At 70.9% G+C, this 20,434-nt stretch carries 15 protein-coding genes and 2 pseudogenes; 12 read left to right on the forward strand and 5 right to left on the reverse strand.

The genetic code is table 11. From position 1 onward, the window contains the following. Positions 1-181: 181 nt before the first annotated feature. Entirely contained in the window at positions 182-1,570 is a 1,389-nt protein-coding gene (locus AB0D59_RS14785; RefSeq protein ID WP_362564822.1) for a hypothetical protein, read from the reverse strand. Between the two features lie 572 nt (positions 1,571-2,142). Here AB0D59_RS14785 and AB0D59_RS14790 point away from each other — a divergent pair. After that, positions 2,143-3,537, forward strand: coding sequence for an alpha/beta hydrolase-fold protein (locus AB0D59_RS14790; protein ID WP_362564823.1), 1,395 nt, complete (start codon positions 2,143-2,145; stop codon positions 3,535-3,537). Between the two features lie 129 nt (positions 3,538-3,666). Here the strand turns inward: AB0D59_RS14790 and AB0D59_RS14795 are convergent, their stop codons facing one another. After that, entirely contained in the window at positions 3,667-3,798 is a 132-nt protein-coding gene (locus tag AB0D59_RS14795) for a hypothetical protein (protein WP_362564825.1), read from the reverse strand. Between the two features lie 53 nt (positions 3,799-3,851). On the opposite strand from AB0D59_RS14795, the pseudogene AB0D59_RS14800 reads away from it, so the two are divergent. From AB0D59_RS14800 to AB0D59_RS14810, 3 genes and pseudogenes are all read left to right on the forward strand, one after another. After that, positions 3,852-4,694: pseudogene (locus AB0D59_RS14800) on the forward strand (SDR family NAD(P)-dependent oxidoreductase); the annotation flags it as partial. A 613-nt stretch (positions 4,695-5,307) separates the two neighbouring features. Beyond that, positions 5,308-6,309 (forward strand): NADP-dependent oxidoreductase, encoded by a 1,002-nt coding sequence (locus AB0D59_RS14805; protein ID WP_362564826.1) that lies wholly within the window; start codon positions 5,308-5,310, stop codon positions 6,307-6,309. A 13-nt stretch (positions 6,310-6,322) separates the two neighbouring features. Continuing rightward, entirely contained in the window at positions 6,323-6,754 is a 432-nt protein-coding gene (locus tag AB0D59_RS14810) for a MerR family transcriptional regulator (protein WP_362564828.1), read from the forward strand. An 83-nt stretch (positions 6,755-6,837) separates the two neighbouring features. Here the strand turns inward: AB0D59_RS14810 and AB0D59_RS14815 are convergent, their stop codons facing one another. Beyond that, positions 6,838-7,722: a helix-turn-helix transcriptional regulator gene (locus AB0D59_RS14815; protein ID WP_362564830.1), complete on the reverse strand. Its 885-nt coding sequence runs from the start codon at positions 7,720-7,722 to the stop codon at positions 6,838-6,840. Between the two features lie 143 nt (positions 7,723-7,865). On the opposite strand from AB0D59_RS14815, the gene AB0D59_RS14820 reads away from it, so the two are divergent. Together AB0D59_RS14820 and AB0D59_RS14825 are read left to right on the forward strand one after the other, a co-directional pair. Next, positions 7,866-8,882, forward strand: coding sequence for an aldo/keto reductase (locus AB0D59_RS14820; RefSeq protein WP_362564832.1), 1,017 nt, complete (start codon positions 7,866-7,868; stop codon positions 8,880-8,882). A 71-nt stretch (positions 8,883-8,953) separates the two neighbouring features. Further along, a pseudogene (locus AB0D59_RS14825) lies at positions 8,954-9,167 on the forward strand (transposase); the annotation flags it as partial. Between the two features lie 380 nt (positions 9,168-9,547). Here AB0D59_RS14825 and AB0D59_RS14830 read toward each other — a convergent pair. Next, the gene (locus AB0D59_RS14830) at positions 9,548-9,994 is read right to left on the reverse strand and encodes a DUF1772 domain-containing protein (protein ID WP_362564834.1); all 447 of its coding nucleotides are present in this window, start codon (positions 9,992-9,994) and stop codon (positions 9,548-9,550) included. A gap of 90 nt (positions 9,995-10,084) precedes the next feature. On the opposite strand from AB0D59_RS14830, the gene AB0D59_RS14835 reads away from it, so the two are divergent. From AB0D59_RS14835 to AB0D59_RS14860, 6 genes are all read left to right on the forward strand, one after another. After that, positions 10,085-10,663, forward strand: coding sequence for a TetR/AcrR family transcriptional regulator (locus tag AB0D59_RS14835; RefSeq protein WP_362564835.1), 579 nt, complete (start codon positions 10,085-10,087; stop codon positions 10,661-10,663). Between the two features lie 1,550 nt (positions 10,664-12,213). Next, positions 12,214-13,206, forward strand: coding sequence for a dihydroxyacetone kinase subunit DhaK (gene dhaK, locus AB0D59_RS14840; RefSeq protein ID WP_362564836.1), 993 nt, complete (start codon positions 12,214-12,216; stop codon positions 13,204-13,206). Positions 13,207-13,255: 49 nt separating this feature from the next. Beyond that, positions 13,256-13,855, forward strand: coding sequence for a dihydroxyacetone kinase subunit DhaL (dhaL, locus tag AB0D59_RS14845; RefSeq protein WP_362564837.1), 600 nt, complete (start codon positions 13,256-13,258; stop codon positions 13,853-13,855). Further along, entirely contained in the window at positions 13,848-14,258 is a 411-nt protein-coding gene (locus tag AB0D59_RS14850; RefSeq protein ID WP_362564838.1) for a PTS fructose transporter subunit IIA, read from the forward strand. Before dhaL ends, AB0D59_RS14850 begins: the two co-directional genes overlap by 8 nt. Positions 14,259-14,718: 460 nt before the next feature. Further along, positions 14,719-16,905: a CocE/NonD family hydrolase gene (locus tag AB0D59_RS14855; RefSeq protein WP_362564840.1), complete on the forward strand. Its 2,187-nt coding sequence runs from the start codon at positions 14,719-14,721 to the stop codon at positions 16,903-16,905. 463 nt (positions 16,906-17,368) lie between these two features. Beyond that, the gene (locus AB0D59_RS14860) at positions 17,369-19,642 is read left to right on the forward strand and encodes a M4 family metallopeptidase (protein ID WP_362564842.1); all 2,274 of its coding nucleotides are present in this window, start codon (positions 17,369-17,371) and stop codon (positions 19,640-19,642) included. An 84-nt stretch (positions 19,643-19,726) separates the two neighbouring features. Here the strand turns inward: AB0D59_RS14860 and AB0D59_RS14865 are convergent, their stop codons facing one another. Continuing rightward, on the reverse strand, positions 19,727-20,362 hold the full coding sequence (locus AB0D59_RS14865; RefSeq protein WP_362564844.1) for a TetR/AcrR family transcriptional regulator: 636 nt from the start codon (positions 20,360-20,362) through the stop codon (positions 19,727-19,729). Positions 20,363-20,434: the final 72 nt, after the last annotated feature.

The following is a 20,434-nucleotide window of genomic DNA, read 5'->3' on the forward strand; positions in this document are numbered from 1 at the left end:
CCCAGAGCCGGCACCGGCCCTGGAGCGCCCCATCGGCCTCGTGACCTGCACAGACGGACTCCGTCCGTCTCATCGCCCGGCACCGCCGCGTCCCACGACGACCCGCACCCTCAGCGCACCGACGCCGATCGAGGCATCCAGGCATCCAGGCATCCAGGCGGGACGCCGGCGACTCCGCCTCTCAGTTCAGGGACTTGCCGAGGCGTTCGATCCGTGCGGCGACCTTCTCGGCGGTGCCCTCGACGTAGAAGCCGTCGCGTGCCTCGTAGGTGAAGTTGTCGTAGTTCCAGCGGTCGGGCATGTTCTTGGCGCCGCCCTCGAACATCGACATGACGAAGGTGCTGGCGAACGGGGACGCCTTGCGAATGGCGTCCGCCGTGCTGGTGGACAGTTCCGGCTCCACGCCGGCGAACAGGCCGTTGCCCACCTGGAAGACCCAGATCGGCACCTCGACGGTGTCGGTGGGGGTGTACGTGGTGGTCTTCACCGGGCCCGTGGGATGGTCGGTCTCCATCTGGGTGGTGGTGACCTCGTCGGTGAGCAGCCGCACCGTGACGTTCTTGCCGCTCTCGTACCTGGTGATGGCCTGGGACACCCGCACGATCTCGTTGCCCAGGCGCTCGCCCTGTGCGGTCAGCAGGGCGAAGCCGGCGTCGTGCAGGTCGACGCCGTAGGTCCACGCCTTGTTCCTGTCGATCGTGTACCGCTTCGAGCGGTAGGCCGGGAACTGGTCACCGCAGGCGCCGACGAGCCAGAAACCGATGGCGCCGGGGAACTCGCTCTCCACGTGCGCGGTGGCGGCGCCGGCCAGGTCGGCGGTGATCGGCAGGTTGCCGTCGCTCATGACGGAGTCCTGCATCACACAGGACTGCACGTTGTAGTTGGTCAGGACGGCGATCGGGTTGCCGTCGAGATCGTTGAACCGCGCGACGTACACGCCGTGGTCGGAGTTGCCCCGCTCGTTGACGCCCAGCCAGTAGCCGTCCGCGGTGAGCACGTTGCGGTTGACGTTGACGTCGGCCTCACCGTGGCCGTAGCCGACCTGGGCGTCCTGAAGGTTCCTGACCGCGTCGGCGACCGCGCTCTTGGTGGCGCTGACGATGTTCTGCACGTACGTCGCGGCGCCCGCCGACGAGCCGCTGTCCGCGACGTGCGGTGCGGAGAAGCAGTGCGTGACCGTGACCATGATGTTCGCCGCCGCGATGCCGGTGGCCGCGGTGATGGCCGTGCGCATCAGTCCGATCGCCTCGGCACTGATCGAGGTGAGGTCCAGCACGACCAGGGCGACACGGCGGGTGCCGGACTCGACCAGCAGGACGCGCGCGTGCAGGTCGTCGTGGACCGAGGTGAAGTTGTCCAGGGGCAGGATCGAGGCACTGGGCGTGAACGCGGCCTTGCCGGCGCCCACCTTCAGCCCGGTCGCCTGCTTCGTGACGGCCCCGGCGGCCGTCGCGCCGCCCACGACGGCCGTGGCCGCCACCGCGAGGGTCGTCGCCGCGACGAACGAGCGGCGGCTCACGTCCCCGGAGGAGCCCGCTTCGTCCAACTCGTTCTCGTTTCGCTCAGACATCGCAGTCCTCCACAGGAAAAGGCCGGATCCGTAGCCGGCTGCCGGCGCTTTCGGTCAGCTGACCCGACGTGCGTCGGGAGCGGGGCCATAACACCGAGGAAGCATCACAGCGCCTCCAGGAATCGGCAATTCGCAGGACGCAAGCTCAGCTTTCACGACGAGTATCGACGGCTCGATTTCGCAGGGCCTTCCGGTCACACGGAATGCAGTGCGAACTCACAGGTTGAATTCACCGTCTCTGACAGTGCCGGGTGCCTTGACGACCCGAGCCCTGGGGAACGGCCAGCCTGTCGCCCCACGGCTTGGGGCCGCTTCCTGTGCGGTGCTGTCCATTCGGTTTACGGCGGGTGCGGACCGGATCGCGAAAGATGAGATTGCGCACCACGAAGTGACCTTACGACCAGGAGATATCTGCGTAACCTGTGAAAAACGAGAGGCGCCGCAGCTGTGTGGCTGAGACCACACAGCTCTTTCCAAGCAGGACTTCTTAGCGTTGCGGACGTTGTCCGGGCGGCCTGCACGGGCCGATGAATTGTGGCGATCAGTCGTCACTGGAAGAGGAGTCTGCTTTGGTGGAAAGGCGTACGTTCATAGCGGGAGCCGCGGCGGCCGGTGCGGCGGCCGTCGTGGGTGGAACGGCTCTCGGTGCGGCGGCCGAACCGAACGAAGCGGCTTCCTCGGCCGGCCACGTCCGCGGCGCGACCGCGATCACGAAGGTGTTCGGAGACGGTCAGAAACTCATCGCCGTGGCTGTCGAGTACGACCGCGACATCGACGGGTCCGCCCTCTCCACGTCCACGTTCGCCGTCACCGGCCGGACGGTCACCAAGGTCTACGCGAACAAGGCGGCCGCGTTGGCCGAGCGGGGCAGGGACGGCCGGTTCGTCGTCGTCGAGCTCTCCCCCGACGACGACTCGGCGGCGCTGTGGGTGACCCAGCAGGGCGGTGGCGGCACGTCGACGGGCTCCCCCAGCCCCAGCCCCAGTTCCAGCGACTCGAGCGGCTCAGGCGGCGCCCCGGGGGCCGGCGGACCGAAGGTCGGCGACAGCACACCGGGCGGCACGATCGTGGCGGCGAAGGCCTCGGTGATCCAGAAGGACACGGTCAGGACCACGCACGGCGCCCGCTATGCGGCCACCGGCACGACAGTGACGACCAGTGCCGTCGTGAACCTCGTCGTGGACGACTTCAGGCAGTTCACCTTCGAGGACCCCGCCACCGGGCAGACCCTCAGGTACAACCTCTTCGTCCCGAAGGACTACAACCCCCGCAAGCGGTATCCGCTCGTGCTGTTCATGCATGACGCGAGCGTCGTCAACGTGGCCACCGAGGGTCCACTGGTCCAGGGCCTGGGGGCCGTGTGCTGGGCCAGTGCCGAGGACCAGGCGAAGCACGAGAGTTTCGTTCTCGCCCCCGAGTACGGCTCCGTTGTCATCGACGACGACTACGAACCCTCGACCCTGTTCGACGCCACGGCCAACCTCGTCCAAGCCGTGACCGAGCAGTACTCCATCGACGAGAACCGCCGCTACACAACCGGCCAGTCGATGGGCGCGATGATGTCGCTGGGCCTGAACGTCAGGTACCCGGACCTGTTCGCTGCCGCGTTCATCGTCGCCGGCCAGTGGCCCGCCGAACAGGTGGCGCCGCTGGCCGACAAGATGCTGTGGATCGTCGTCTCCCAGGACGACGACAAGGCCTACGCCGGTGAGAACGCCATCACCGGGGCCATCGAGGACGCGGGCACCCAGGTCGCCACCGCGGTATGGGACGGCCGGTCCGCCGCGGCCCAGTTCGCCGCCGACGTCCGCAGCCTCAAGGCCCGGAAGGCACCGGTCAACTACGTCTCCTTCCTCACCGGCACGACGGTCACCTCCGGCTCCGGCACCAGCGCGCACATGGGCACGTGGCACATCGCGTACACCATTCCGGGTATCCGGGACTGGATCATGAGGCAGTCCAAGTAGGACACCTGCACAAGAGGCGGGTTCGGTGCCGGCACGGCCCGGGCCCGCCTGTTCGGTCCGTCGAGATGCGCACAGTGCGCACCGGGTCGGAGTGACGGTCGGGCAGCCCCGGGGCACGCCCGGCCAGGCTCAGCGGGGGGTGAGCCCCTGGAGCAGGTGGCGGACCAGTGCCTCGAGTGCCTCCGCGGCCGACTCCGGCCCGAGGGTGCCGTTGGCCACGAAGGCGGCGAGTCCGTGGAGGGCGGAGCCGGCGGACAGCATGATGGCGTGGGGATCGTCGTGGACGAGGTCTCCGCGCTCCTGCGCTTCGATGATCCGGCGCCAGCAGCGGCCTCGGCCTCGTCACCGCCGACGCGCTGGCCCGGGCCGGCGCGCACGTGGTCCTCGCCGTCCGGGACCCGGCCCGCGGCCAGGCCGCGGCGGCGCGGATGCCCGGCGGCACCGAAGTACGCCGACTGGATCTGGCCGACCTCGCCTCGGTTCGCGCGTTCGCCGACGCCTGGTCCGGTCCCCTGGACCTGCTGGTCAACAACGCGGGTGTCGCGGTGGACAGGCCGGGACGCACCAAGGACGGTTTCGAGATCCACTTCGGCACCAACCACCTGGGCCACTTCGCTCTGACCAACAGGCTCCTGCCGCACATCACCGGTCGCGTCGTCACGGTGTCCTCCGGCGCCCACCGCATGGCCGATGAGATCGTCTACACCGACGATCCCGACCTGTGGGGCCGTCCGTCCTATGGCCGGTCCAAGCTGGCGAACCTGCTGTTCACTCTGGAACTCCAGCATCGTCTGACCCAGGCGGGCTCGCCCGTCCGTGCCCTTGCGGCCGACCCGGGCCTGACGAACACCAATCTGTGGAGCCGGGTGCGCAGCCCCCTGCTGCGGTTGGTCATGTCGCTCTATGCCCGGTTCTCCGCTCAGGATGCCGCGGCAGGAGCCCTGCCCGGTCTGTACGCCGCCACCCAGGACCTCCCCGGCGCCAGCTATGTCGGTCCCCACGGCAAAGGCAAACGTGACGGCGCTCCTACTTTGGTGGGCCGCACCGCGACCGCCGCTGACCCCGACGTCGCCGCCCGGCTCTGGAGCCTGTCCGAAGAGCTGACCGGAGTGCACTTCCCCGCTCTCGGGGCGAAGCAGGTCAGCGCAAGGACCTGACGCGAACAGTCGGGCGCCGTTGACCGGCCGCCGCAGGTGTGAACCCGCGAAACGGACACGCTCTTACGACCATGGGGGGCGTGACGGCCTCGGGTGCGCGGTGCTGGGTGGCGTGGACGGTCGGGGTCGACCGCCTGGTCTCGGCGGTGTACTGCTCTCCCGCCCGCCGCAATCGGGCCTGGCACGCGCGCCGCGCGCGACCCGGCGAGGCGTGAGCCTGCGCGTTCGTGGATGGGGGGCCGCTTCAGGTGCCGGGGTCGTACGCCCCCGCCTGCCGGGCGAGGCGGTCGGATGGTGCGAAGTGACGGGCCGCCAGGGCGAGTTGGCGACACATGAATGTCGGCACGCACGCCGGCAGGAGGGTCGTCCGGCCGATGTGCGGAAACCTTCCCCGGTGGGCAGGCCCGCCCCTCAGAATGTCGGCTTCCCGGACTGCCATCAGCACCGCTACCGCAGCCTGGAGGACCGTACGAAGGGCGGCCGCCCGGTCCCGGCCGCGCGCCCGAGCGGCAGACTGAAGATCACGAGCGCCGGCCCGGCCCGGCTCGGTCACATGACAACGCTCGGGCTGAGCCTTGACCCTGACCCACGGGTCAGGACTTAGCGTCCGGCCATGAATGCGACTCATCGCCTCGTACGCCTGGTCCGCCGCCCCGCTGGATTGCCGACCCCGGACGACTTCACCCTGGCACAGGCCCCCATTCCCAAGCCCGAAGCCGGTCAGGTACTCGTCCGTAACACCCGCTTCCTGGTCTTTCCGGGCCTGCGCACCCTCATCGGAGGCGAGACCCGGGATGTCCCGCTGCCGCCGCTGCGCCCCGGAGACACCCTGTTCGGTCCCGCGATCGGCGAGGTGGTCGATGGGCCACTGGAAAAGGGACAGCTGGTGCTGCACCTTCAGGGTTGGCGGGACTATGCGACGCCCGCCGCTGCCGAGTGCAGGCCGCTGGAGGGCGTCCTGCCCGACCCGGTGGCCCACCTCGCCCAAGGCTCCGCGGCATACGGAGCGCTGACCCGGCTGGCCGAGGTCAAGGAGGGCGACACCGTGTTCGTGACCGGCGCCGCCGGCGCTGTGGGCACCCTGGCGGGCCAGATCGCCCAGCTGCTGGGTGCCGCCCGGGTGGTAGGCAGCACCGGCTCACCCGGCAAGGCTCGGCGGCTGGAGCGGGAACTCGGCTATGACGCCATCGTGTTGCGCGGAGCGGGACCGATCGACAAGCAACTCGCTGAGGCAGCGCCGGACGGCATCGACATCGTCCTGGACACCGTGGGCGGCGAACAGCTGACCGCCGCCGTCCACGCGGCGAACCGGGGCGCCCGGTTCGCCCTGGTGGGCGCGCTGGACGGTCAGCTGTCCCCGGACCGAGCGGGCGGGAGCGCGCCGACTGTGCTCGACACGTACCGGCTGCTGAACAGGGGCATCACGATCGCCGGCTACAGCGGCATGGACCACCCGGATGTCGAGGCGGAGTGGGAGGCCCGCTTCGGGGACTGGCTGCGGGCGGGCGACATCCAGTTCCCGTACACCCCCATCCGTGGAATCGAGCGCGCTCCGGAGGCGTTGCCCGAACTGATCGCGGGCCGCTCCTTCGGGGCCGCAATCGTGGAGCTGTAGGACAGGAGAGCGCATGCGGATCGGCGAGGCGGCGGCAGCAGCCGGCACCACACCCCGAGCTCTGCGCCTGTACGAGGCCCGCGGCCTGCTCCCGCCCCCGCCACGTACCCCGTCCGGCCAACGTGAGTACGGCCCCGCCGAGGTAGCCCGCGTCCGCGTCATCCGCGACCTGCTGGCTCTGGGCCTCACCCTGGAAGACCTCCGCCGCCGGGCCCACCGTCTGGACCTCCTCGTCCAGACACCACCGGCATCTTGTGGCAGCCGTCCAGGCGCGTTCAGCGACGTCGTGGCCGATCGCCTGGCCATTCTGGATACGGAGATCGCACGCCTGACACATCTGCGTCAGAGCCTCGCGGTAGCCGCAGGTGCGGGTGGGCCGTGGGGTGCCCCGGGCCCGCCGACCGCCCCCAGCGGCAGCGTTCCCGCGCCTGGACCCGAGTGCTGATGTCCGGCCGGTCGGAAGGGTCTGACACTGGGCTCGCGCGGTGTGGTCGAACGCTTTCGCGGGGACGCCACCGCGGGATCGGTTCAGGGCCGTGGGGCGTCCGGTTGCGCGGCCGGTGCCGGGTGCTCCGGGGACCGGGACCAGCCGGCCAGCAGCTTCAGGCGTTCCGCGGAGGGGGACCCCGGTTCGGCGGTGGAGACGCCCAGGGTCTGCTCGGGGTCGTCGGCGGGGGCGAAGGCCTCGTAGCCCAGGGCGAGTTCGCCGACGACGGGATGGTGGAAGCGCTTGGTGCCGTGGGTGCGCCGGAACACCTCGTGGTCGGCCCACCAGTGGCGGAAGTCCGCGTCCTGGACGGAGAGTTCGCCGACGAGCTCGGCCAGGGCGGGGTCATGCGGGTGACGTCCTGCGTACAGGCGCAGTGAGGCGACGATGCCGCGGGCTGCGTCCTCCCAATCGGCGTACAGGGTCCGGAAGTGGTCGTCGAGGAAGACCAGGCGGGCCATGTTGCGGCCGCGGGCAGGCAGGGCCTCGAAGTCCGTGTACAGGGCGCGGGCGAGGTGGTTGGCGGCCAGGACGTCCATGCGGCGGCCGTAGACGAGGGCGGGGACGTCGGTGAGGCTGTCGAGCAGCAGTCGCAGGCCGGGGCGGACGCGCTGCGGGGGCAGCGGGCGAGGGCGGGTGCGGGCCGGTCTGGCGATCCGGAACAGGTGGGCGCGCTCCAGATCGTTGAGGCGCAGGGCGCGGGCGATCGCGTCCAGGACGGATGCGGAGACGTTGAGGTGGCGTCCGCGCTCCAGGCGGACGTAGTAGTCGACGCTGACGCCGGCGAGCTGGGCGACCTCCTCACGCCGTAGGCCCGGAACGCGGCGGGTGCCGGACTGGGGTGCCAGACCCGCCTCCTCGGGGGTGATCCTCGCGCGGCGCGAGCGGAGAAAGTCCCGCAGCTCGCTGTTCGGTTCCTGGGCCATGCCACCACCGTAGACCGGGGTGACCTGGGGAGTGGCTGCGCCAGAGGGGGTCTGCTGGACCCCCGGTCAGAGCGGGTCTCCCGCGCCGGCCGCGAGCGGTGCTCGTCTGGTGGGAAGCAAGCACGCACCTGGAGGAACCCCTGATGAAGCGCAGGATTCTCGGCGGCACCGGCATGTCGGTGAGCGCATACGCACTCGGCACGATGATGTTCGGCGCGATGGGCAACACCGACCACGACGAGTCGGTCCGCATGATCCACACGGCACTGGACGCCGGGATCAACCTCGTCGACACCGCCGACGTGTACTCCGGCGGCGAGTCGGAGACGATCGTGGGCAAGGCACTGAAGGGCCGCCGCGACGACATCGTCCTGGCCACCAAGTTCGGGCTGGCGATGGGCGCGGACCCCAACCGGGGCGGCGGCTCGGCCCGCTGGATCCGCCGCGCGGTGGAGGAGAGCCTGCGCCGCCTGGACACCGACCACATCGACCTCTACCAGATGCACCGCCCGGACCCGCACACCGACATCGACGAGACCCTCGGCGTCCTGTCGGACCTGGTCCGGGCCGGGAAGGTCCGGGCCGTCGGCGGCTCGTTCTTCTCCCCCGAGGAGATCGTGGCGGCCCAGTGGGCGGCCGAGCGCCGCGGCCACCACCGCTTCCGCACCGAGCAGCCGCCGTACTCGATCCTCACCCGCGGTGTGGAGAGCCGGGTGCTGACCACCGCCCAGCGCTACGGCATGGGCGTGCTGACCTTCGGGCCGCTCAACTCCGGCTGGCTCTCGGGGCGTTCGGATCCCACCGCCGGGCACCGCAGCGCCGGTGCGGGGGCGAAGATGTTCGACCTCACCCAGCCGGGCGTACGGGCCAAGGCCGACGCCGTGCGCGAACTGACCGCTCTGGCCGCCGAGGCCGGCCTGCCGCTGCCTCACCTGGCCACCGCTTTCGTCCGTGCCCATCCGGCGGTCACCGCGGTACTCATCGGCCCGCGCCGCCCCGAACAGCTGACCGACCTCCTCGCCGCGGCCGACGTGGAACTCGGCGAGGACATCCTCGACCGCATCGACGAGATCGTCCCGCCCGGCGTCGACGTGAATCCCGGCGACTTCTACATCGACCCCACCCCGCCGATCACCGACAAACGCCTGCGCCGCCGCTGAAGCCCCTACGCCTCCATGGCCGGACTTCCGTCGTCCTGCCGCGCGCGAGCCGCATGCCCTACCGGGTAGCGCTGAACGGGATCGTATGGAAACTGCGAACCGTTTCCGCCTGGCGGGACGCGCCGGAACGCTACGGATCCTGACCCTCTACACGCGTTGCCGCAGATGGCGCTGGACGGCACGTTCTCCCGCATGCTCAGGGCGATCCAGGCGGAAAGGGACGCTGCCGGGGACATCGACTGGCTGGTGTCGGTCGACTCCACGATCGTACGGGCTCACCAGCATGCAGAGGCTGCACCAGTTCGGTGCGCTACCGGCGCGCGCTGGTGGGGCTGATGACAGCGGTGGTGGGGCTGATGACAGAGGCCGTGCAGCGCCCCCGAGGAGAAGCCCAGGTCGAAGGGGACGGTTGCGAAGAGCACAACGGGAGTGCCAGCGGTCACGCGATTCCTGCGCGACCGTAGGCAGGTGATCTGGACCAAAGATCTCACCCGAACCAGAGCCGAGAGCCGAGAGCCGCGCAGGTCATCGGGGGCGCCGCTTGTCGTGATCGCAGTTGTGGGCTCTCAGCGGCAGCCGCATTCGCGGGTGTCGGGGTTTCGGTGGCCCGCTACCGCCCAGGGAGTGGGGATTGTGCGCCACCAGCGCGGCGCCGGCCCGCGGGCTCAGGCGAGGGCGGCGACCATCAGGGCGAACGCGGCGACGATGACGGCGACGCGGACGTAGTGGAAGCGGTCCCAGCGGTTCATCTGCTCCTTCCAGTCCTCGGGCCGGTTCTCGGGGGTCCACGTCTTGCCCCGGTTGTTGATCGGGACGAGCAGCAGAAGCGACATGATCACGCTGAGGATCAGCAGCGCGCCGGCGGTGACGACGAGGCCGGTGCCGTGGTGGTGCCATCCGGCGACGGCCCAGACCGCGACGAGGACGAGCGAGGTGATGTACCAGACCGGCATCACGGCGCCGAGCATCCGGCCCCCGTGGGCGCGGCCGAGTTGGCCACTGTCCTCCGGGAGGGCGTCGAGGATCGGGTTGATGACGAAGGCGACCGAGAACTCCACCCCCACCATCAGGCCGACGACCACGGTGGTGAAGACCTCGAGTGCGTTGAGCATGATGACCCTCCCGGAATCTAGTGTTGCTAGCTCATGAGGCAACGCTAGCTCTACTGCCGCTTGCTTGTCTAGCGGTGCTAGGATCGAACCGTGTCGGTACAAGAACGCAAGCAGCGCGAACGGGCGGACCGCGAGCGCCTCATCGTGGCGACGGCCCGCGAACTCGCCGAGCAGCAGGGCTGGGACGCGGTCACCACCCGCCGGCTCGCCGAGCGCATCGAATACAGCCAGCCCGTCCTCTACAGCCATTTCCGCGGCAAGCGCGAGATCATCGGCGCCGTCGCCCTCGAGGGTGCCGCCGAGATGGCCGCGGCGCTGCGGGCCGCGACCTCCGCCGCGGACGGCCCTCGCACCCGGGTCACCGCCCTCGCGCGCGCCTACCTCGACTTCGCCGAGCGCAACCCGGCGGTCTACGACGCCATTTTCCAGCTCGACGGCGGTCTGGCGTTCGCGAAGGAGGACACCCCGGAGCCGCTGAAGGACGCCTTCGCCGCGCTGCTGGAGAGCCTGGACGAGGTCGCCGGGGACGGCGTCCACCCGGGACTGTTCACCGAGGTGTTCTGGGCGGCCCTGCACGGGCTGGCCACCCTGACCCGGGCGGGACGGCTGCCGCCGGTGGACGCCGAGCGGAGGGTGGAGCTGCTCGTGGGCCGACTCGCCATCGTCTGACGCACCGTCGCAGCGCGACGCGCGCGGCGCTGCGTTGACGCCAGGTCGTCCGCGCGTCCGGAGCCGACGGCGTCGCGCCGGCGGCCCCGGGGCCGGCGTCGTCGCTGTGCTCGCCCAGATGGCGCGGGCTTCAGCCTCAGGATTTCCACGCTTTGATGTACCGATGGGTCGAGCGCACGCAAGCGGCGCCCTGTGGTCCGCTTCCCCTGGACATATGGAGCAGGGCACGTTCCGCGGCATGTCGCGGCGAGCCGGGTCAGAACGACCTGGTGCAGCTGTTGCTCGGTGGCCGTGCGGATGAGGGCGGAGGAGAACAAGGCGATCTCGTGGGCGCGGTGCCGTTCGGCTCCGAGCGCGGCCAGCATCTTCTTCCGGCGCGCCTCCTGCCGGGTGTCGTCGCGGATCGTCCCGAAGACCCGTTCCAGGCCGTCGTACTCCAGTTGGACCCTTCGGGTCTGGCAGGCCAGGTGGTGCCGGTCCCCTCGCTCGTCCTGGAACCGCAGGCCGGTCCAGGGGCGCCCGGGGGCGCCCGAGTCCAGGAGCTGTCGCAAGGCACCCCAGTCATCGGGTGTACGTGCCGGACCACCCACGGCAAAGGCACGGAGGCCTCCGGCAACAGCGCGCCCACGTCGGGCGCCCCTCCCAGCCATTCGACCTGCTCCACCTGGGGCAGATACACGCACAGCCCGAGGCCGGCGGACTTCGCCGACATGCGGAACGGGATCAGCAGGCTGCCGAGGCCGTTGTGCATGCTCAGCGAGTGCACCCACACCAACCGTTCGCCGCCGGCCACCGTCGTCGAGCGGGCTTCCACGAGGGTGACCATGGACACCCTGCCGGGCCTTGGGAGCTCCAGGACCCGCATCGCCAGTTGCTGCTTGTCCGCTTGGGCCACGATCCGCTTGACCACGGAACTCTGACTTGCTGGCACCAGCTCCCCTATGGGGCGGCCCACACACTGTTCGGCCGGCCTCCCGAGCGCCTTGGCCATCGGGTTGTTCAAAGAGCGGATGAAGCCGTCGGAGTAAAGGAGGGCCGACGGTTCCGCCCCTTGAAGGAGTGGGTCCGAGAAGTCCTACGCGTGCGCATTGGACGGCACACGAAAGATCCGGACCCTACGCGGACCAACCGAGCCGCAAAGGCCATCTCTTACACCATCACCGCAGTTCAGGAGCGCGCAAGCGCCGTACCACCAGCAGACGAAGAACCCGCCGACAGGCTCTCCCGCGCACACCCTGCATAACCGGCCCACGAAGCCCAGAGCTCCAGTAGCGGCACAGCCGGCAACCGGCGAAAGGGGGACCCGCAGCGCACATGACCTTCGCTGCCGCAAGGTCGATACTGATGAGCAGGGCGCCCGCCCACCGACTCGAAGGGATCCCGGAAAAGACTGATGGCCCGTCAGTCGAGTCAGCATCTGGTCGGCATCGGTGCCGCCGGGATCCGCCGCCAAGCGCCTGAGACCGCCGAGATGAACGCCCGTTATACCCCGCTTGAACAGGGAAAATGCCGGTCAGGGAACTACCTGCTAACCTACTTGGGAGACAGCTATGAAAATGCTGATCAACGTCCCGGAAACCGTGGTGGCGGATGCGCTGCGGGGCCTGGCGGCCGCTCATCCCGATCTCACCGTCGACGTGGAGAACCGGGTGATCGTACGGCGGGACGCCCCTGTCGCCGGGCAGGTCGGGCTGGTGTCCGGCGGGGGTTCCGGGCACGAGCCGTTGCACGGCGGATTCGTGGGACCGGGGATGCTGTCGGCGGCCTGTCCCGGTGAGGTGTTCACCTCGCCCGTCCCGGACCAGATGGCGCGCGCCGCCGCGGCCGTGGACAGCGGCGCCGGCGTCCTGTTCATCGTGAAGAACTACACGGGCGACGTGCTCAACTTCGACATGGCCGCCGAACTCGCCGAGGACGAGGGCATCCAGGTGGGAAAGGTACTCGTCAACGACGACGTCGCCGTCACCGACAGCCTCTACACCGCCGGCCGGCGCGGCACCGGCGCCACCCTGTTCGTGGAGAAGATAGCGGGCGCCGCGGCGGCCGAGGGACAGCCGCTGGAGCGGGTGGAGGCCATCGGGCGCCAGGTGAACGAGAACTCCCGCAGCTTCGGTGTCGCCCTGAGCGCCGTCACCACCCCGGCCAAGGGCACCCCCACCTTCGATCTGCCGTCCGGCGAACTGGAGTTGGGCATCGGGATTCACGGCGAGCCGGGCCGGGAGCGGCGGGCCATGATGACCTCGGGCGAGATCGCCGACTTCTCGGTCAACGCCATCCTGGAGGACATGCCCCCGCGCAACCCGGTGCTCGTCCTGGTCAACGGCATGGGCGCGACCCCGCTGCTGGAACTGTACGGTTTCAACGCCGAGGTCCAGCGGGTGCTCGCCGAGCGCGGAGTCACCGTCGCCCGCACACTGGTCGGCAACTACGTCACCTCGCTCGACATGGCCGGCGCCTCCATCACCCTCTGCCAGGTCGACGAGGAGCTGCTGAGGCTGTGGGACGCGCCGGTGAAGACGCCGGCCCTGCGCTGGGGAATGTGAGCGAGAGACCGCAGCGACCAGCGTCCCTACCGCTACGCAAGGAGATCCAGTGCTCGACGCCGACTTCTTCCGCCGCTGGATGGCGGCGACCGCCTCCTCCGTCGACCGCGAGGCGGAGCGGCTCACCGCCCTCGACTCCCCCATCGGGGACGCCGACCACGGCAGCAACCTCCAGCGCGGGTTCAGGGCGGTGGTGGCCGCGCTGGCGGAGGAGGCGCCCGACACCCCGGGTGCCGTGCTGACGCTCGCCGGGCGCCGGCTGATCTCCACGGTCGGCGGCGCGTCGGGACCGCTGTACGGGACGCTGCTGCGCAGCACCGGCAAGGCGCTCGGCGACGCGGCCGAGGTCAGCGAGGCGCAGCTCGCCGAGGCGCTGCGGGCCGGCGTGGACAAGGTCATGGCGCTCGGCGGGGCCGCGCCCGGCGACAAGACGATGATCGACGCCCTGGTGCCGGCCGTCGACGCGCTCGGCGACGGCTTCGGCGCGGCACGGGCCGCCGCCGAGGAGGGCGCCCTGGCGACCACCCCACTGCAGGCCCGCAAGGGCCGGGCGAGCTATCTCGGGGAACGCAGCATCGGCCACCAGGACCCGGGCGCCACCTCGTCGGCGCTGCTCGTCGCGGGACTTCAGGAGGCAGCCGATGAGTGACGACAAGCCGGTCGGGATCGTGCTGGTGTCGCACAGCGCGGAGGTCGCCGCCTCCGTCGCCGAACTGGCCAAGGGCCTGGCGGGCGGCGGCACGGCGGTGCCGGTCGCCGCGGCGGGCGGCACCGAGGGCGGCGGGCTCGGCACCAGTGCGGAGCTGATCGCCGCCGCCGCCGCGTCCGTGGACCGAGGAGCGGGGGTCGCCGTCCTCACCGACCTGGGCAGTGCGGTGCTCACGGTGAAGGCGCTGCTCGCCGAGGGCGACGAACTCCCGGACGGCACCCGCCTGGTGGACGCCCCCTTCGTCGAGGGCGCGGTCGCCGCGGTCGTGACGGCGGCCACCGGCGCCGACCTCGGCGCGGTGGAGGCGGCCGCCGCGGAGGCGTACTCCTACCGCAAGGTCTGACCATCCCCTGAGGGTGTTGGGCGGCTCATCGCAGCGGTGTCGCCGCCGGTCGCCCGCTCCCTCACCACAGCGCCCCGCCCGGCCGGAAGGCGCCTCTTCTCGTGGCCGACCCGATCCGCCGCCGGCGGGCGCTGGTCCCGCGGTGGACCCGGCCCGCCGGAGCCGGCCGAAGGCGACCCCTCGGAAACGCCGGTCCGGCGGCTTCCGAGGGGCGGCCGCGTCGCGCGGCCACCCCAGCGGTCCGGTCGGCACGGCCCGTGCCGCGTGGCTGTCCCCGTGCTCCGCACCACCGCGGTCCGGCTGCCACGGAACCGTAACTCGCCGCCGCGCACGATCCCTTGACACTCCCTCCCGCTTTGGTCGAAGCTACCGAACATTCGGTCGGTGGCGTGCCTTCGGCGACCCCACCGACTCCTCCTGGAGCAAGGGGTGACCAAGGTGTCAGCGACAACAACCCCCGATGCGGAACAGCCGCCCGCCAGAGCCGGCGGCTCCCCCGATCGCCTGGCAGATGGTCACGGTCGTCTTCGCGGTAGCCGGCGCCGACAGCGGCACCAAAGGGGCCGTGCCGACCGCGTTCGGCCTGCTCACGCCGACCATCGTCATGCTGATCACCGCCTACCCGGGCGCCTCCGGCGCCGGGGTGCCGCAGGACTTCGCCCTCAGGTCGGCGGCCTGTCCGGAGACCGTCCTGGCCGCGGGCGCCTTCCGTCCCGTGCCGGCCGAACTCACCGAGGGGAACTTCGGCCGGAACCTCCGGTGCCGCTGTGCCCGCCGAACCGCCGACCGCCGGTCGGGGCGGCACAGCCCGTGTTGTCTGCGTGATCCGTACGGCGCGCGCCGCCCGTCGGCCCGCATGACAAGGAACAGGCCCATGAACACACCCATGAGGAACACACGCCTGCGTGTCGGAGCGGCCGTACTGGGTCTGCTCGGCGCCCTGACCTCAGGGCAGGCGGCCGATGCCGCCGCCCCGTCCGGCACCCGGTGGCAGCCCGAGGCCGCCTCCTACGGGGTGAGCACGCCGGAGCACACCACCGTCAGGATGGACGACGGGGTCGGCATCTCCGTCGAGGTGACCTACCCGACCGACCCGGCGACCGGCGCGCGGGCGACCGGGACCTATCCGGTGCTGCTGACTCAGAACCCGTACGGCACGGCCCGCTCCGACCCGACCAGCACCGGTGACTACTTCGTGCGGCGCGGCTACATCTACGTGGCCTCCGCGGTACGCGGCACCGGCGCGTCCGGCGGCCAAGTCGACTGGTTCGGCGGCCGCCAGGGCAAGGACGGGGCCGAACTCGTCGACTGGGCGGCCCATACGCTGTCCGGCGGCGACGGCCAGGTCGGTCTCGACGGATGCTCGTACCTCGGGGTCAACCAGTGGTTCACCGCGGCCGCGGTGGGCAGGCACTCTCCCCTCAAGGCGATCACGCCGTTCTGCACGGACTCCGACTTCTACAACGACCTCACCGCCGACGGCGGCATCCCCACCACCTTCGTGGCCGGCATCGCACGGGCCGAGCCGCGCGGGCCGGAGGACGACCCCGCCACCGACCCCCAGTCCGTCACCATCGCCCAGCAGGCGAACGGCGGCTCGCGCTCGTACAACGACGCGTACTGGCAGGCACGGAACGTGCAGAAGCTCATTCCGCGGATCGTGGCCAACGGCATCCCCGCGCTCACCGAGAGCGGCTGGAACGACCTCTTCCCCGGCGGCAACCTCGGTGCCTACGTCTCCGCGCAGAACGCGTACCACCACCGGCCGTTGAACACCCCCGTCACCGCCGGTCAACCGGTCACCGGTCGTTACCAGGCGATCGTCGGGCCCTGGACGCACGGCGAGCATGTCGACGAGAGCAGCCTTCAGGCCATCCGTCTGGAGTGGTTCGACACCTGGCTCAAGAACGAGCCCACCGGCATGGCGTCCACCTCCACGCCCCTGCACCTGTTCGAGAACGGCGCGAACCGCTGGGTCGACAGTGCCGCGTGGCCCCCGTCGGACCACGCCCGGACCTACTACCTCGGCGACGGCTCCCTCACCCCCGGCAAGCCGTCGGCCGCCGGCCGGGACAGCCTGGCCTGGGCAGCGGCGAGCGCCGCGAACACCCTGACGTACACGACGGCTCCGCTGACCCGGGCCGCCGTCCTCGACGGACCGACCGACGTCACCCTCTACGCCGAGTCGACGACGTCCGAGACGGAACTCACCGCGACGCTGAACATCGTCGCGCCCGACGGCACCGTGACCAAGCAGGCCGACGGGATCCTGCTCGGCAGTCAGCGCGCGCTGGACTCCCGGGACAGCTGGTACGCAGACAACGGCACCCTGCTGAAGCCGGGCCACCCCTTCACCCAGGCCTCCCAGCAGGCGGTGGTGCCCGGCAGGACCACGCGCCACGACATCTCGCTGCTGTCGAACCTCACCCGGATCCCGGTCGGTTACCGCATCCAGATCGTCGTCAACAGTCGGCCGCCGGCCGGCTTCCACGCCTCGCTCATGCCCACCCCGCAGGAGCAGGCCGATCTGGCGGGCGGGACCTACACGGTCGAGCGCTCACCGTGGGCGGCGTCGTTCGTGAACCTGCCGCTGGCCTCTCCCGGCTCCTTCACGACCAGCCCCGTCGACTGGGGGCCGTCCTTCTGAGGAGCTGAAGTCCTCTTGAGGGGCCCGGTACCGCAATCCGGTGCCGGGCCCCTCCGGCGTGCGGTCGGCCGGCCGGCCTGGCGAACTCCCGGCACCGGGCGGGGAGTTGGCCGCGCCTCCCTGGGGCGGGACCGTCCTCCCGGAACGGCCTGAAACCGTTGTCGCGGTGCTCGAAACCCTAGCTCGCAACCACCAGTTCCAGCCGTTGTTCTGATGCGGTCATGACAGCCGCGATCACCAGGTGCCAATCTGCTCTCCGAAAGTTCACCGCCCCCTCACAGCCGGCTCACGCAAAACCCACATCGCGTCACCCCTTCTCCGGCACGGCCGAGCAGACGTCGTCCCGTCACGCCGTGCCCTTCCCCCCTCCCCCTCCCACCCGCGCGCCGCCGGACGGCTCGACCCAGCCGACCCGCTCTCCCGGGCTCCGCCGAGCCCGACCACCCCACAGAAGGAGAACGCCATGTCCCGGCAGGACGGTCACCATCGTCGCGTCAGATACAGCGTCGCCCTGGCGCTGACCGCCGCAACCACCCTGCTCGCGGCCGGTATCCAGAACGGCACCGCGCTGGCCGCGGCAGGCGACCAGCACGGCACCGCCAGGATCCGGGCCACCCCCAGAGCCGGAGCGGCCCCCGCCGCGCTCTCGCCCGCGAAGCGCACCGCGCTGCTCAAGAGCGCCGCGACAGGTGCCCCCGAAACCGCGAAGACCCTCGGCCTCGGTGCCCGCGAGAAGCTCGTCGTCAAGGACGTGGCCCAGGACGCCGACGGCACCACGCACACCCGCTACGAACGCACCTACGCCGGCCTGCCCGTCCTCGGCGGTGACCTGGTCGTCCACGCGAACGGCGGCCGCCTCACCGTGTCGAAGGCCACGAAGGCGGCCCTCGCGCTCCCGTCCACCAAGGCGAAGATCTCTGCCGCCACGGCGAAGGCCCGGGCGCTCAGCACCGCCGTGAAGGCCGGCGCCGAGCAGCCCAAGTCCGACCGCGCCCCCCGGCTCGTCGTCTGGGCCGCCTCGGGCAAGCCCGCCCTGGCCTGGGAGTCGGTGGTCGGCGGCTTCCAGGAGGACGGCACGCCCAACGAACTCCACGTGATCACCGACGCGGCGTCGGGCAAGCAGCTGTTCCGGTACCAGGGCGTCGAAACCGGCACCGGCACCGGGCAGTTCAACGGGAGCGTGCCCCTCAGCACCACGCTCTCCGGCTCGACCTACCAGCTCGTCGACGGCGACCGTGCCGGACACCGCACCTACGACCTGAACCAGGGCACCTCCGGCACCGGAACCCTCTTCACCGACGACAACGATGTCTGGGGCGACGGAACAGCGGCCAACCGGCAGACCGCGGGCGTGGACGTCGCCTTCGGCGCGGCGGCCACCTGGGACTTCTACAAGAACGTCTTCGGCCGCAACGGCATACGCAACGACGGTGTCGCCGCCTACAGCCGCGCCCACTACGGCAACAACTACGTCAACGCCTTCTGGCAGGACGCCTGCTTCTGCATGACGTACGGCGACGGCTCCGGCAACACCCACCCGCTCACCGCGCTCGACGTCGCCGCCCACGAGATGAGCCACGGCGTCACCGCCGCCACCGCCGGCCTCACCTACTCCGGCGAGTCGGGCGGCCTGAACGAGGCGACCTCCGACATCTTCGCCGCCGCGGTCGAGTTCTACGAGAACCTGCCCGCGGACGTCCCGGACTACGAGGTCGGCGAGAAGATCGACATCAACGGCGACGGCACCCCGCTGCGCTACATGGACAAGCCGTCCAAGGACGGCGCGTCCAGCGACAACTGGAGCCCGTCACTCGGCGGACTCGACGTCCACTACTCCTCGGGCCCGGCCAACCACTTCTTCTACCTGCTCTCCGAGGGCAGCGGAGCGAAGACCGTGAACGGGGTCGCCTACGACAGTCCCACCTACGACGGCCGGCCGGTGACCGGCATCGGCATCGAGAACGCCCAGCAGGTCTGGTACCGGGCGCTCACCACCTACATGACGTCGAGCACCGACTACGCGGGCGCCCGTACGGCCACCCTCCAGGCCGCGGCCGACCTCTTCGGCGCCTACAGCCCCTCCTATCTCGCCGTCGCCGACGCGTGGGCGGCGATCAACGTGGGCGACCGGATCGCACTCGGCGTCAACGTGGCACCGATCGCGGACCAGATCAGCGGTGTCGGGCAGGCGGTGTCGCTCCAGACGGACGCGTACACCACGAACTCCGGCGCGGGCCTGACGTACACGGCGACCGGTCTGCCGGACGGACTGACCATCAGCGACACGGGCCTGATCTCCGGCACCCCCACCACGCTCGGGACCAGTGACGTCACGGTCACGGTCACCGACGACACGGGGGCCACCGCCACCGAGCACTTCTCCTGGCAGGTGGCCTACGTCTACGCCAGCGCCACCCGGGTCGACATCCCCGACAACGGCGCCGCGGTGGAGTCCCCGGTCACCGTCACCGGCCGCACGGGGAACGCCTCCGCCACCACCCAGGTCTATGTGAAGATCATCCACACCTACCGGGGCGACCTGACCGTCGACCTCGTCGGCCCCGACGGAACCGTCTACTCCCTCCTGAACCGCAGCGGCGGCTCCGCCGACAACGTCGACCAGACGTTCACCGTCGACGCCTCCGCACAGCCCCTGACGGGCACCTGGAAACTCCGGGTCCAGGACCGAGCCGCGATCGACGTCGGCTACATCGAACAGTGGCGGCTCACTCCCTGAGCCCAGCCCGCCTCACACAGAACCGTTGCCCCGGCACGCCCACCGCGCGCCGGGGCAACGGCTCGTGCCCCGCTCTGCCATCACCTAAGCGAGACCGTCCGCCACGACCGCCAGGGCCGCGAGCAAGGTCGCCGCGAGTTCGGCCTCCGCCGTGACCGGGTCGGTCGCCCTGTCGGCGGACCGCCATGCGTAGTGCTCGACGGCCGCACGCAGGGCCGCGTTGAACATGGCCGCCTGGATGGTCGGACGGAGATCGTCGGCGGGAAGGCCCGCGCGCTCGGCGAGGGCGCGGGCGAACGCGGGCTCGGCCTCGTCGTAGGTCTGCAGCCACTCCGCGCGCAGGCCCGGCTCGGTGCGGGTCAGACGGACCAGGGCGCCGACGGTGGTGCGGTCGGGGCCGCGCACCAGGCGGCTGTCGGTCGGTACGGCGCTCTCGAAGGCCTCCGCCAGCGGCCGGCCCGGCCGCCAGGCCCGCAGACAGTCGGCGACCACCTCGATGCCGGCCGCGAACAGCGGCCGTACGCAGGCCTCCTTGCTCGGGAAGTAGCGCCACACCGTGCGCGCGGAGACCCCGACCGCCTGGCCGATCTGCTCGCCCGTGGTCGCCGCCACCCCCTGGGCGACGAACAGGTCCACCGCGGCACGGGCGATCTCCAGTCTGGTCTCGGCCTTGCGCTCCTCGGTGAGGGGCGGCCGTCCCGTGCGTCCCCCTGCGGTCATCTGTCCCTCCGGTTCCGGCGACTGCTGCACCGAGATTCTCTCCGAGGAGCCGGAGCACGGAGAATTCCGGCC

This window comes from Streptomyces sp. NPDC048417, assembly GCF_040651615.1.
GTDB lineage: Bacteria > Actinomycetota > Actinomycetes > Streptomycetales > Streptomycetaceae > Streptomyces.